The sequence below is a fragment of the Actinoallomurus acanthiterrae genome, assembly GCF_054775715.1.
Window position 1 is genome coordinate 7339713 of sequence record NZ_BAAHCO010000001.1, and the last position, 13443, is coordinate 7353155.

The following is a 13443-nucleotide window of genomic DNA, read 5'->3' on the forward strand; positions in this document are numbered from 1 at the left end:
CGTTCGCATCCTATCCGGCTCTCCGAAAGGGGATACGCATGTCCACGCTCGCCCGTGCGGCGCCCGCGATCACGATCTCCGAGGGACGGCGCCGGGCCGTCCTCGCCGTCGTCGTCACGGCCGCCGTGCTCGACCTTCTCGACGGGACCATCACCAACGTGGCCGCCCCCACCATCGCGGCCGACCTGCACGGCGGTGAGCCGCTCATCCAGTGGCTCGGCGCCGGGTACGCCCTTGCGCTCGGTGTGCTCCTGGTCGTCGGCGGCCGTCTCGGCGACCGGTACGGACGGCGCCGTCTCTTCCTGCTCGGCATCACCGGCTTCACCGCGGCCTCCGCCGCCTGCGGCCTGGCGGCCGGACCGGCGTCCATCATCGTCGCCCGGCTGGTGCAGGGCGCGTTCGGCGCACTGCTGATCCCGCAGGGGTTCGGCATCCTCGGCGCGGTCTTCCCCCGTGAGCGGCTCGGCGCCGCCTTCAGCGTCTTCGCCCCCGCTCTCGGCCTGTCGGCCGTCGGCGGACCGATCCTGGCGGCCTTCCTCATCGAGGCCGACCTGTACGGCCTGGGCTGGCGCGCGATGTTCCTGATCAACATCGTGCTCGGCGGCGCGGTGCTCGCCGGAGCGATCACGCTGCTGCCCGACGACGAAGGGGACCGCGCCCAGCCCGTCGACGCGCTCGGCTCGGTCCTGCTCGCGGCGACCATGCTCGGCCTGCTGTACGGGCTGATCGACGGATCCGCCCACGGCTGGGGCGTCGCGCCGATCCTGTGCCTGGCCGCCGGCGTGGGGTTCTTCGTCCTGTTCGGCCGGCGTCAGGTCCGGGTGGACCGGCCCCTGATCGAGCCGACGCTGCTGCGCAACCGCGGCTTCACCTCAGGGCTCATCCTCGGCGTCTTCTTCTTCGCCGCCGTGTCCGGCCTGCTGTACGTGCTGTCCCTGTTCATGCAGCGGGAGCTGCACTTCACCGCGGTACGCGCGGCGCTCGGCCTGGCGCCGATCGCGGCGGGCATCGTCATCGCCTCGATCGCCTGTCACCGCCTGATCGCCCGGCTCGGCCGCACCCTGATCGTCGCGGGGCTGCTCATCACGCTGGCCGGCACCGGCTGGCTGCTGGCCCTGGTCCTCGCGTGGGGCACCGGCCTCGGCGGCTGGGAGCTCGCTCCGCCGGCCCTGGTCGTCGGCATGGGCATGGGCACCTGCTTCGGCACCGTCTACGACGTCACGATCGGCGACACCGACCCCCGTGAGGCCGGCAGCGCCAGCGGGTCGCTGTCCGCGGTCCAGCAGCTGGCCAACGCCATCGGCGCCGCCGCGGTGACCACCGTCTACTTCCACGCCTCGGCGACCGGGGCCACGGCGATGTCCGCCGGCCTCGCCGTCGTCGCCGCCGTCATCCTCGCCTGCTGCGGCCTCGTGTGGCTCATGCCGCGCAAGGCCCCGGTCCACCACCACTGAAAAGGAATCATCGCCATGACCGTCCTCGTCACCGGCAGCCGCGGCGCCGTCGCCCGGCACCTCATCGCCCTGCTGGACGAGCGGGGCCTCGCCGTCCGCGCGGCGTCCAGCCGCCCCCAGGGCCCGGACACCATCCGCTGCGACCTGACCGACCCGTCCACCTTCGCCGCCGCGCTGAAGGGCGTGACCTCGGTCTTCCTGTACGCCGAGCCGTCCCGCGTCGACGCGTTCGTCGAGGAGGCCACCGGCGCCGGAGTCGAGCACATCGTGCTGCTGTCCTCCTCGTCGGTCCTCTCCTCGAACGCCGACGACAGCCGTGTGGCCAGGTCCCACCTGGACGTGGAGCGGGCCCTGACCGCCTCCTCCATCCGCGCGACGCCGCTGCGCCCCGGCTCGTTCGCGAGCAACGCGCTGGCGTGGAGCTGGAGCCTGCGGTCGGGCCGGCCGATCAGCCTGCCCTTCCCCGGCTCCCACAACGACTCGATCCACGAGGCCGACGTCGCCGAGGCCGCCCTGGCCGTGCTCACCGACCCCGGCCTGGGCGGACGCCCGTACACCCTGACCGGTCCGGAGTCGATCACCTTCGCCGAGCAGATCGACATCCTGAGCCGGGAGACCGGCCGGGCGATCCCCTTCCGGAAGGTCACCCGGGAGGAGTGGAAGGAGGAGATGGCCGAGCACGTCCCGGCCGCCTTCGCCGACTCCCTCCTGGACTGGTGGGCGTCCAACGACGGCACCCCCCTCGAGCTCACCCAGGCCGTGCGGGAGCTGACCGGCCACCCCGCGCGTACCTTCGCCGCCTGGGCGCGCGACCACGCCGACGCCTTCCGGGCATAAGCCCCACGCGGGCCGCCATCCGGCGGCCCGCGTGTGCCCTTCCTATGGGAGGAACTCCCCGGGACCCAGGTGACCATGGAAGGGCGGCAGGCGCTCGCCGAGCAGCAACCGGCGCGCGACATGGGCGACCTGCCCGGCCGCGTACCTCGCCTCGCCGGCGAGTTGCGGATAGCCCGACAGCGAGGTTCCGACGAGCTCGACCGAACGCCGTGATCGCTCGGACAGCGCCTCCCGCCCGCCGAGCCAGGAGATGAGCCCGTCGAGGTAGGTCCCGGGACGGCCCGCCACCAGACCGTGGAACGGTTCCAGACCCGGATGGCCGCCGTACGGCTCGACGCTCAGGAAACCGCGTTCGTCGGCGGCGTAGACGACGTCGACTCCCCGATCCCTGGCGAGCCGCCGCACGAGGTGTTTGATCGCGAGCCCGTCGCACTCGTCCACGAGGAGGTCGAGGCCGTCCATGAACTCGGCCGCGTTGTCCTCCGTCACGCCTTCTTCGACGAGGGTGATCTCCAGATAGGGATCGATCACGGCGATCCGGCGGGCGACGATACGCGTCTTCGGCAGACCCAGATCGTGAAGGCCGGCGCCAAGACGGTTGAGATTCGACAGGTCGAGACGGTCATGGTCGGCCAGCACGATGTGGCCGCACAGATGCTCCTGGGCCAGCGCGACCGCCGCCTCACCGCCGACGGATAATCCGATCACCGCAACCCGCTTCTTCCTCAGCAGATCCTGCTCGACACGGGTGATCTTGAGCTGGTTGCGCGCGGTGACGACCTCGAAGTAGTCCGAAGGAGGCAACACGTGCGCGACCTGCGACATCCACGGCAGATGGACCCAGGCGCCGTACGCCGCCACGTCGTCGCCCGCCGTCTCCCGGGCGTACTGCTCCTGCTCGCCCGGCCGGCCGGGCAGCCGGACGGCGGCCAGTTCGGTGAGCTGGCGGTCGATCGTGTCGATGACCGCGATGCCCCGCCGTCGGCACAGCATCGTGAAACGGTCCATCTCCCCTGGGTGCAGGCGCAGGATCACCGGGCGCCAGCTGTGCTCGGATGAGGCGTCGAGCGTTCCCGCGAAAGCATCGAGATCGATCATTTCCTTGCCTCCGTCAACATTACGATTGACTTGGTCAAGTAAATATCGACTCCGCTGGCGGCACAACCCCCGATATGACCGCCGGCCCAACCGCGCGGGCCGCCGCCGGCGGCCCGCGTCACACGGGATCAGAAGTTGATCATGTGGCCGGCCAGGCCGTGGATCGCCTCCTTGACCGCCTCGCCCAGCGTCGGGTGGGCGTGGACGTTCCGTGCGACCTCGTGGACGGTCAGGTCCCACTGCTGGGCGAGGGTCAGCTCGGGCAGCAGCTCGGTGACGTCCGGGCCGATGAGGTGCGCGCCGAGCAGCTCGCCGTACTTCTTGTCGCTGAGGATCTTCACGAAGCCGGTCGGGTCGCCCAGGCCGTGCGACTTGCCGTTCGCGGTGAAGGGGAACTTGGCGACCTGGACGTCGAAACCCTTCTCCCGCGCCTGCGCCTCGGTCCAGCCGAAGCTGGCGATCTGCGGCTGGCAGTAGGTCGCCCGCGGGATCATCACGTAGTCGAGCTCCATCGTCTCGGCGCCCGCGATGGTCTCGGCGGCGACGATGCCCATCGACTCGGCCGCGTGCGCCAGCATCAGCTTGGCGGTCACGTCGCCGATCGCGAAGATGTGCGGCACGCTGGTGCGGCCCCGGCCGTCGATGTCGATCGCGCCGCGCTCGGTCAGCCGCACGCCGGTCTTCTCCAGGCCGTAGCCGTCGACGTTCGGCCGGAAGCCGATCGCCTGCAGGACCTTGTCGGCCTCCAGGACCTGCTGCTGCCCGTCCTTGGAGACGGTGACGCGGACCTTCTCGCCCGACTCGTCGATGCCCTCGACGCGGGTGGAGGTCAGCACGTCGATGCCGAGCTTGCGGTAGCGGCGCGCCAGCTCCTTGGAGACCTCTTCGTCCTCCAGCGGCACGAGCCGGTCGAGGAACTCCACGATCGTGACCTTGACGCCGTAGTTGCTCAGGACGTACGCGAACTCCACGCCGATGGCGCCCGCGCCGGCGATGACGATGCTGCCCGGCAGGTCCTCGCTGAGGATCTGCTCCTCGAACGTCACGACCCGGTCGCTCAGCGACGTGCCCGGCAGCAGCCGCGCGCTCGCGCCGGTCGCGAGGATGCAGTGGTCGAACGTGACAGTCTCGCCGTTCACCTGGATGGTGTTCGGGTCGGTGAAGGTGCCCCGGCCGTTGAACTCGGTGATGCCGTTCTTCTTCATCAGGTAGTGGACGCCCTTGACGCGGCCGTCCGCGACCGTCCGGCTGCGGCGGAACGCCTCGCCGTAGTCGAAGCGCACCTCTCCGTCGACCTGGATGCCGAACGTCTTCGCCTCACGGGTGAAGATGTGCGCCAGCTCGGCGTTGCGCAGCAGGGCCTTGGAGGGGATGCAGCCCACGTTGAGGCAGACGCCTCCCCAGTACTTCTCCTCGATGACCGCGGTCTTCAAGCCCAACTGGGCGGACCGGATCGCGGCAACGTACCCGCCCGGGCCCGCGCCGAGAACGACGACGTCGAAATGAGTGCTCATGAGCAGTAACGATATTGCCCGTGGGCGGGTCCGGCCGACACCCGCCCCGGCCTCGGCCGCGGGCTCGTCAGGCCGCCCGGTAGACGACGAACGAGACCGCGATGTACTGCGCCACGTACGCGGCGATCGTGAACGCGTGGAACACCTCGTGGAAGCCGAACCAGCGCGGTGAGGGGTCCGGACGGCGCAGCCCGTACACCAGGCCGCCCGCGCTGTAGAGCAGACCGCCCACGCAGACCAGGGTGAGCGCGGCCCAGCCCGCGCCGTCCAGCAGCTGGGGCATGACCGCCGCCGCGACCCAGCCGAGCCCGACGTACAGCGCGGTGTACAGCCAGCGCGGCGCGCCCACCCACACGATGCGGAACAGCACCCCGGCGGCGGCGCCCGACCAGATCACCGACAGCACCACCGTACGCGCCGTGCCGTGCAGCGCCAGCAGCGCGAACGGCGTGTAAGTGCCGGCGATGATCAGGTAGATGTTCGCGTGGTCGAACCGCCGCAGCACCGCCTCGGCCCGCTCCGACCAGTGCCCACGGTGGTAGAGCGCCGAGACGCCGAACAGCAGCGCCGACGTCACCGCGTACACCGCGGCCGCCAGCCGCGCCGACAGCGTGGGGCCGAGCGCCACCAGGACGATGCCGGCGACCAGCGCGGCCGGGAAGGTGCCGGCGTGCAGCCAGCCGCGCAGCCGTGGTTTGACCGCCTGGGCGAGCTCTCCCACGCGTGCCGCCGGTCCCGCCATGGGCCCCTCCTTCGTCCGTCAGCTGAGCAACGTACCGACACTCAGTATTCCGAACGACGGGCGAGCCGTCTGCCTCCCCCCAGGCGTGAGGTGAACTCGGAGTCCACCTCCTGGACGTCCTCGACCGTGACGGCCACGTCCTCCAGCGCCGGGCGGTCGCGGAGCCGTTCCGCGGCCTTGCGCAGCGCCCGCTCGCCGACGAGTCGGCTCAGCTCCAGGCCGAAGCAGTCCAGCTTGTCGGCGTCGGTCAGGTCGTCGCGGGCCCGCAGATCGGCGGCGAGCTCGCCGAGCCGCTGCGCCTCCGCCAGTTCGTACCGCCGCAGCGCGTGGCTGCACAGCTCCGCCAGCGCGGCGTGGTCGCGGGCGAAGGACAGGCCGTGCAGGTCGTTGCCCGCCAGCCGGCTGAGCGCCCGCTTGCGGTCCATCGCCGCGTCGACGATCTTCAGCAGCCCGGACAGCAGGAGGATCGGCCCGATGCTGACGCCCTTGTCCTGAGCGATCATGAAGGAGGAGCGGAAGACCGCCGCCGAGCCGACGGCGGCGGCCATGACCTGCGCGACGTCGGCGCCGATGGGCGGAGCGCCCTCCGGCAGTGCGAAGCGCCATCCCATCGACTCGGCCAGGATGAGCGCCAGCGTCGAGGCGGAGGCGTTGACGATGACGTAGAGCATCCCGGACGGCGAGAACACCGCCGACGCGGGTTTGTCCTGGTAGCGGCCGGCCAGCTCGGCACCGCCGATGACGGCGCCGAGCAGGGCCGCGAAGAGCATCCTCGTGACCACTAGGCCCCCCTCGCGCGAACCGGCTCGAGGCCGCCGAGGACCATCGCCCGGCCCGCCCGAGCGGCCTCCAGGAAGACGAGGAGCCACTCCCCCGGTCCGGTCGCCGCGCCGTGCCAGCGGCGCGGCGGCGCGTCCCTCGCCTGGAGGAACACCAGCAGCCAATCCCCTGTGCCCGAGGCCGTGCCCCGGCGCATTCGTGTCGCCATGGCGAGTACTTTCGCCAGCGGGCCAGGGGAAGGCGACGACCGCACGGCAATGCCTTCCGAACGCCCTGCCCACGGCATCCGCGCGGCAGAGTTGTGGCGAGTCCCCGCCATCCCGGCGGATTCTTCGCGGACCGGGGGCTCCGGCGGGTCTGCAAGCGGGCCAGGGGTTCCTGCGACGCCGGTACAGCCGACGCCCTTTACAAAGTAAGTCGACAGCTCGGGGCGTCACCGGTTGAACGTCGCCGCGGATGCTCAGAGCCGGGGCGGGCGGCCCTCGTAGGGGGTGCTCAGCACGACCGTGGTCCGCGTGGAGACGTTGGCCGCGGCCCGGATCTGCTGCAGGAGCTCCTCCAGCGCGAACGGCGAGGCGACCCGCACCTTCAAGATGTAGCTCTCCTCGCCGGCCACCGAGTGGCAGGCCTCGATCTCCTGCAGGTGGGCGAGCTTCTCCGGCGCGTCGTCCGGGGCCGCCGGGTCGATCGGCTTGATCGAGATGAACGCGGTGAGCGGCAGACCCACCGCCTCGTGGTCGAGCACCGCCGAGTAACCCCTGATCACGCCGCGCTTCTGCAGCCGCCGTACGCGCTGGTGCACGGCCGAGACGGACAGACCCGTCTCGCGCGCCAGGTCCGTGAAGCTCATGCGGCCGTCCTCGGCGAGCAGGGCCACGATCTGCCGGTCGGTGTCCTCCACGCCTCAGAACCTATCGCGATGGACGATTTCGCGGGGAACGCCCTATCGACCCGCGAGGTGGCGTCCGATCACCATGCGCTGGACCTGGTTGGTGCCCTCGACGATCTGCAGGACCTTCGCCTCCCGCAGGTACCGCTCGGCGGGGAAGTCGGTGACGTAGCCGTAGCCGCCGAGCACCTGGACGGCGTCGGTGGCCACCCGCATCGCGGTGTCGGTGGCGAACAGCTTGGCCATCGCCGCCTCCGGGCCGTACGGCTTCCCGGCGTCGCGGCGGCGGGCCGCGGTGAGGTACAGCGCCCGGGCCGCCGCCACCCCGGTGGCCATGTCGGCGAGCATGAACCGCAGGCCCTGGAAGTCGGCGATCCGCTGCCCGAACTGACGGCGTTCGCGGGCGTAGGAGACCGCGGTGTCCAGCGCCGCCTGGGCGACGCCGACGGCGCAGGCGGCGATGCCGAGCCGCCCGCCGTCCAGCGCCGACAGCGCGATCGGGAAGCCCTGCCCCTCCGCGCCGATCCGGTCGCCCTCGGGGACGAGCGCGTCGTCGAAGTGCATCTGGGCGGTCGGGGACGAGCGCAGGCCCATCTTCTTCTCCGGCGGTGCGGCGCGGACGCCGTCGGTGGCGGCGGGGACGTGGAAGCAGGAGATGCCGCGGCTCTTGTCGGCGCCGGTGCGCGCGAAGACGGTGTAGAAGTCGGCGTGTCCGCCGTGGGTGATCCACGCCTTGGTGCCGCTGATCGTGTACGCGCCGCCGTCGTGGTAGGCCTTGGTGGTCAGCGCGGCGGCGTCGGACCCGGAGTGGGGCTCCGACAGGCAGTAGGCGCCGAGCAGCTCGCCGCCGAGCAGGTCCGGCAGCAGCCGTTCCCGCTGCTCGGCCGAGCCGTACGCCGCGGTCGGGAAGCAGGCCAGGGTGTGCACGCTCACCCCGAGGCCGACCGCGAGCCAGCCCGCGGCCAGCTCCTCCACGACCTGCAGGTACACCTCGTACGGCTGTCCGCCGCCGCCGGACTCCTCCGGATAGGGCAGGCCCAGCAGCCCGGTCCGGCCGAGCGTGCGGAACACCTCGCGGGGGAACCGGCCGGCCTCCTCGTCGGCGGCCGCCCGCGGGGCGAGCTCGGCGGTGACCAGGTCACGGGTCAGCTCGAGCAGGTCGTACGCCTCCGGCGTCGGCAGTTCACGATCAACGCCCATCGTCCAGTCGCCTCCCTGCCATGGCCCCTCCACGCTGAGGGGACACATCGGGAAAATAGTAGGACGTCCAAGTAACTGATTGCCATCGGCCGCGGGGGCAGTCCTGCGTTCCCGGAACGTCTTTCCGCCGGACCGGCCCGCGAGGACCGGTCCGGCGGCAGGTCAGCCGCCTGCGACGATGAGGTCGCGGGTGACGTGGTTCACGCTCTCGTGACCATCGGCGGTGCACACGACGATGTCCTCGATACGCGCCCCGTGCGGTCCCGGATAGATGCCCGGCTCGATGGAGAAGGCCATCCCCGGCTCCAGCGGCTCGGTGTTGCCCGCCACGATGTAGGGCTCTTCGTGGGTCTCCAGGCCGATGCCGTGGCCGGTGCGGTGGATGAAGTACTCCCCGTACCCGGCGGCCGCGATGACGTCGCGCGCCGCCGCGTCGACCGCCTCGGGGGTGACGCCGGGGCGTACGGCCGCGCGGGCCGCCTCCTGCGCGTCCTTCAGCACCGCGTAGTAGGCGTGGAAGTCCGCCGGCGCCTCGCCGACGGCGTACACCCGGGTCGAGTCGGAGCAGTACCCGCTGGGCATGGTGCCGCCGATGTCGACGACGACGGGCTCGCCGGCCTGGATGACCCGGTCCGACAGCTCATGGTGGGGGCTCGCGCCGTTGGGCCCCGAGCCGACGATCACGAAGTCGACGGTCGTGTGCCCCTCGGCCACGATCGCCTCGGCGATGTCGCGGCCCACCTCCCGCTCGGTACGCCCCGGCTTCAGCAGGCCCGGGACGATGCCGTGCACCCGGTCGATCGCCGCGCCCGCCTCCCGCAGCGCCTCGACCTCCGCCGCGCTCTTGCGCTTGCGGAGCTCGCCGAGGACCCCGCCGGCCGCGACCTGCTCCGCGCCGGGCATCGCGGCGCGGAACCGCAGCGCCATGACCGCCCACATCCGGTCCGCGACGCCGACGCGGCCCAGGTCGCGCGGCAGCCGCGCGGCGACCAGCGCGTACGGGTCGTCGAGCTCGTCCCAGGGCACGAGCTCGACGCCGAGCGCGCCCGCGGTCGACGCCTGCGCCGCGGGCAGCTCCAGCCTCGGCACGACCAGGAACGGATCGTCGGCGGCGGGCACCACCAGGCACGTGAGCCGCTCCAGCGGGATGGCGTCGTAGCCCGTGACGTAGCGCAGGTCCGGCCCTGGCGTCAGCAGCAGCGCGCCGAGTCCGGACTCGGCGGTCGCCTCGCGCACCCGGGCGAGGCGGTCGGGCTCGAATAGGGCTTTCGGGCTAGTCACACCGTTCCCTCTCCTGTGAGACCTACATGACGGCGGCAATCTACTCCCCGCCTCCACCTCGAGTATCCGCCCGCGCTCCGTGGCCCGATCCGCCGGTCCCCGCCGCCACGGATCCGTGCACAAGACGCGCACAAGAGCGATGGACGATGCTCGCTGTGTGCGATAACCCCATCACGGACAGCGAAAATCGCTACCATGACGTACACGCTCAGGGCGTGCACAGGGCGAGCGACGGCCCCATCCGCCCCGTGCGTCACACCATTCCCGACCGACCGATCCGACGACCACATCAGCGAGCAGATCCACAATCGCCCCGCAGACGATCACCATCGAAAGTGGTCTCCATGGGATTCCCTCACACCACGGGCGACAAGCCCCAAGACCCGCAGGCGGGCACCTCGGAGGCGACGGTCGAGCAGCTCCGCGCCGAGAACGAGCAGCTGCGCGACAGACTCCGCACCACCGCCGCCATCGAACAGGCCAAGGGCGCTCTGGCCGAGCGCCTGCGCTGCGGCGTCGACGCCGCCTACACGCATCTCCTCCAGATCGCGCGGGACAGCGGCATCTCCGACCTGGACGCCGCGTCATTAATGTTCGCCCCGGAGCAGCGCGACGGCGAGGCCCCGCCGGCGCCCCGCTCTCCCGCCGACGACGCCGGTGACACCGCGCCGCCGGCCGTCGCCCCATGTGCGCCCGACACCGCCCCGCCGGGGCGCTCCGGGCCGTCCTCCCGGCCGGCCCCCGATGACCTCCTCGACCAGTTCGAGCACGCCCAGCGCCTCGGCAACCTCGGGTGCGGGGTGTGGGAGCCGGCGACCGGTACGAGCCATTGGTCCGACCAGGTCTACGTGATCTTCGGCCGTGACCCCGCCGACGGGCCGCTGCCGCTCGACCGGCTCGCCGCGGTCGTCGTGCCGGAGGACGTCCCGCTCACCGCCCACCTCGTCAGCACGCTGGTGGACGGCCGGGAGGCCGTCGACAGCGAGATCCACATCCGGCGCGGCCCCGAGACCCGCGAGCTGCGGCTGATCGGCGAGCCCGTCGTCGACGGGGCGGGCCGGCCCGTCGCCGTCCGCTGCGTCTACCAGGACGTCACGGGCTGGCGCCGCGGCGAGCGGGCGCTCACCGCCTCCCGGCGGCAGCTCGAGCAGCTCCGCGTCGACGAGGAGCGGCGCCAGGCCATCGACATGCAGCGGTCGATCCTGCCGCTGCCGCCGCGCGTCATCGACAAACCGGGCCTGCGGGCGGCGGTCCGCTACCTTCCCGCCGGCATCCTCTCCCGGGTCGGCGGTGACTGGTACGAGACGAGCGCGATCGACGGGGAAGGGGTGTTCCTGGCCATCGGCGACGTCTCCGGGCACGGGCGGAACGCCGCGGCCGCCATGGCCCGGCTGCGCAACGGCCTGAGCGGGCTGGCGTTCACGGGTGCATCGCCGGACCGCCTGCTGGCGTGGCTCAACCGCCTGACGCTGCACTGGCCGACGTCGCTGACCGCCACGGCGCTGGCCGGCCGGTTCGATCCGGAGACCCGCACGCTCACGTGGGCGCAGGGCGGGCACTTTCCGCCGCTGCTGATCCGCGACGGCAAGGCCACGACGCTCGACCCGCCGGAGGGGATGCTCCTCGGCGCGGTCGAGGACGCGGATTTCGGCGTCGCGACGACACCGCTTGAATCGGGCGACCTGCTGCTGCTCTACACCGACGGATTGATCGAGCGGCGCGACCGCGACCTGCAGGTCGGCCTGGATCTGCTGCTGCGCGTCGCGTCCACCGTCGGCAGCAACGACCCGGAGACCGTCCTGGACCGGGTGCTGTCGGCGTTCGGCGCGCCCAACCCCAACGACGACACCTGCGTCGTGGCCATCCAGATCGTCTGACCGGCGGCGGGCCACGGCGCGGAGCTGAGAGGATGGCGGCGTGGGTGGACTCATGCTGCTCGACACACCGTCGCTGTACTTCCGCGCGTTCTTCGGGGTCCCCGAGTCGGTGACCGCGTCCGACGGCACGCCGGTCAACGCCGTACGCGGGCTCATCGACATGATCGCGCGCCTGACCCGGGACCGCGCGCCGCACTCCCTCGTCGCGTGCATGGACGCGGACTGGCGGCCGGCGTTCCGGGTGGAGGCGCTGCCGTCCTACAAGGCGCACCGGGTGGGTCCGGACGGCGGTGACCAGACGCCGGACGCGCTCGCGACCCAGGTCCCGGTGATCGAGGAGGTCCTCGACGCCTTCGGGATCGCCCGGATCGGCGCTCCCGGTTACGAGGCCGACGACGTCATTGGCACGCTGGCCACCGTGCACGACGGCGAGGTGGACGTCGTCACGGGCGACCGCGACCTGTTCCAGCTCGTCCGCGACGACAAGCCCGTGCGGGTGCTCTACACGGCGCGCGGGATCAAGGCCCTGCAGATCGTCGACGAGGCCGAGGTCACCGCGAAGTACGGCATTCCCGGCCGCGCCTACGCCGACTACGCCACGCTGCGCGGCGACCCGAGCGACGGGCTGCCCGGCGTTCCGGGCGTGGGGGACAAGACCGCCGCGGCGCTGATCACCCGGTTCGGTGACCTGGAAGCGGTCGAGCGCGCCCTCGACGAGGGTGAGACGTCGGGTTTCCCCGCGGGGAGCCGGCTGAAGCTGGAGAAGGCGCGGGATTACCTCGCGGCGGCACGGACGGTGGTCAGGGTCGAGACGCGGATCCCCATTCCGGCGTTCGACGCGGCGGTGCCGCGCACGCCGCGCGATCCGGAGCGCCTCGTCGCGCTGAGCGAGCGCTGGAGCCTCGACAGCCCGGTCAACCGGCTCCTGGCCGCCTTCGCCGCCGACTGATCCTCCCGGCGGTTCTCAGCCTTCGGAACCGACCTTTCGCCGTTTCCCGGTGGGTCGGTTTGAAACCTCTTGGTCCCGTCATGTGACCAGCGGGTGACTGTTTGCAGCAAAAGCGTCATTTGGCGCACTACGGCGGCATCTGCAGCGTTCTCATTTCAGTGACAGGGTCAGTGAAAGTTGCAGTCCCGACGGGAGAAAGGCTGCCCATGACGCCCATCCTCAGCCGCAGGACGCCGGTCTCGCCTGGAGACGATGAGGCGGCGTTCGCGACCGTGACGGAGATGTTCGCCATGACGCAGCGCTCGAACCACGCCACGGCCTTCGCCGGGTGGACGGTCGCGACGAGCGCCATGGGCCTGGTGCTGCAGTGGCACACGATCGAGACACTCTACGGATCCTCCCTGGGCCGCGCGCTGCTGGCCGCGCTCCTCCCCGTCGTCGCCGGCCTGGCGTACGTCCTGCTGCTCCTGGCGCGCGCCCACGCGATCACCGCGGGGGCCCAGGAGGACTTCCACCACTTCATCGCGATCACTCCGCCGGACATGCCGGAGTTCGCCGCCCCGGCGTTCCGGCAGCTGCGGCTGCTGACGGCCGCCACCCGCCACCGTGCGATCCTCACCCGGAAGGCCCTGGCCTGGGCATACGTCTCAGGGGCCGCATTCCTCGCCTGGAGTGCCGCCGCGATGGCGGTGGCCTCCGGTCATTGAGGGCGACACGGACCGGCCGGCATCCGGGCGTGGAAACTCCGCTCCCCTTCCCCATGACCCGGGTGCCGACCACTAGACAGATTTCCCCTTTGTTGGGTCCACTGGAGGTAATGAG

General features: G+C 71.7%; 13 protein-coding genes. 5 read left to right on the top strand and 8 right to left on the bottom strand.

What is annotated here, in order from left to right:
• Positions 1-38 precede the first annotated feature (38 nt).
• Together ACYVF7_RS34610 and ACYVF7_RS34615 are read left to right on the top strand one after the other, a co-directional pair.
• Positions 39-1454, top strand: a complete 1416-nt coding sequence (locus ACYVF7_RS34610; RefSeq protein ID WP_460349001.1) for an MFS transporter — start codon at positions 39-41, stop codon at positions 1452-1454.
• Between the two features lie 15 nt (positions 1455-1469).
• Complete coding sequence (locus ACYVF7_RS34615; protein ID WP_460349003.1) at positions 1470-2291, top strand: NAD(P)H-binding protein; 822 nt, start codon at positions 1470-1472, stop codon at positions 2289-2291.
• 42 nt (positions 2292-2333) lie between these two features.
• Here the strand turns inward: ACYVF7_RS34615 and ACYVF7_RS34620 are convergent, their stop codons facing one another.
• The 8 genes from ACYVF7_RS34620 to ACYVF7_RS34655 form a co-directional block, all read right to left on the bottom strand.
• Complete coding sequence (locus ACYVF7_RS34620; RefSeq protein WP_460349005.1) at positions 2334-3389, bottom strand: ThiF family adenylyltransferase; 1056 nt, start codon at positions 3387-3389, stop codon at positions 2334-2336.
• A gap of 128 nt (positions 3390-3517) precedes the next feature.
• The gene (lpdA, locus tag ACYVF7_RS34625) at positions 3518-4903 is read right to left on the bottom strand and encodes a dihydrolipoyl dehydrogenase (protein WP_460349007.1); all 1386 of its coding nucleotides are present in this window, start codon (positions 4901-4903) and stop codon (positions 3518-3520) included.
• A gap of 67 nt (positions 4904-4970) precedes the next feature.
• The gene (gene trhA, locus ACYVF7_RS34630) at positions 4971-5645 is read right to left on the bottom strand and encodes a PAQR family membrane homeostasis protein TrhA (protein WP_460349009.1); all 675 of its coding nucleotides are present in this window, start codon (positions 5643-5645) and stop codon (positions 4971-4973) included.
• 41 nt (positions 5646-5686) lie between these two features.
• Positions 5687-6427, bottom strand: a complete 741-nt coding sequence (locus tag ACYVF7_RS34635; protein WP_460349011.1) for a hypothetical protein — start codon at positions 6425-6427, stop codon at positions 5687-5689.
• Positions 6427-6633 (bottom strand): hypothetical protein, encoded by a 207-nt coding sequence (locus ACYVF7_RS34640; protein WP_460349013.1) that lies wholly within the window; start codon positions 6631-6633, stop codon positions 6427-6429. Before ACYVF7_RS34640 ends, ACYVF7_RS34635 begins: the two co-directional genes overlap by 1 nt.
• 252 nt (positions 6634-6885) lie before the next feature.
• Positions 6886-7326, bottom strand: coding sequence for an Lrp/AsnC family transcriptional regulator (locus ACYVF7_RS34645; protein ID WP_460349015.1), 441 nt, complete (start codon positions 7324-7326; stop codon positions 6886-6888).
• A 42-nt stretch (positions 7327-7368) separates the two neighbouring features.
• Complete coding sequence (locus tag ACYVF7_RS34650) at positions 7369-8514, bottom strand: acyl-CoA dehydrogenase family protein (protein ID WP_460358271.1); 1146 nt, start codon at positions 8512-8514, stop codon at positions 7369-7371.
• A gap of 162 nt (positions 8515-8676) precedes the next feature.
• Entirely contained in the window at positions 8677-9795 is a 1119-nt protein-coding gene (locus tag ACYVF7_RS34655; RefSeq protein WP_460349017.1) for a M24 family metallopeptidase, read from the bottom strand.
• A gap of 344 nt (positions 9796-10139) precedes the next feature.
• Here ACYVF7_RS34655 and ACYVF7_RS34660 point away from each other — a divergent pair, with 344 nt between their 5' ends.
• The 3 genes from ACYVF7_RS34660 to ACYVF7_RS34670 all read left to right on the top strand — a co-directional run bounded on the left by ACYVF7_RS34660 (position 10140) and on the right by ACYVF7_RS34670 (position 13328).
• Positions 10140-11672 (top strand): PP2C family protein-serine/threonine phosphatase, encoded by a 1533-nt coding sequence (locus tag ACYVF7_RS34660; RefSeq protein ID WP_460349019.1) that lies wholly within the window; start codon positions 10140-10142, stop codon positions 11670-11672.
• 40 nt (positions 11673-11712) lie between these two features.
• Entirely contained in the window at positions 11713-12621 is a 909-nt protein-coding gene (locus ACYVF7_RS34665; protein WP_460349021.1) for a 5'-3' exonuclease, read from the top strand.
• A gap of 206 nt (positions 12622-12827) precedes the next feature.
• Entirely contained in the window at positions 12828-13328 is a 501-nt protein-coding gene (locus tag ACYVF7_RS34670; RefSeq protein ID WP_460349023.1) for a hypothetical protein, read from the top strand.
• Positions 13329-13443: the final 115 nt, after the last annotated feature.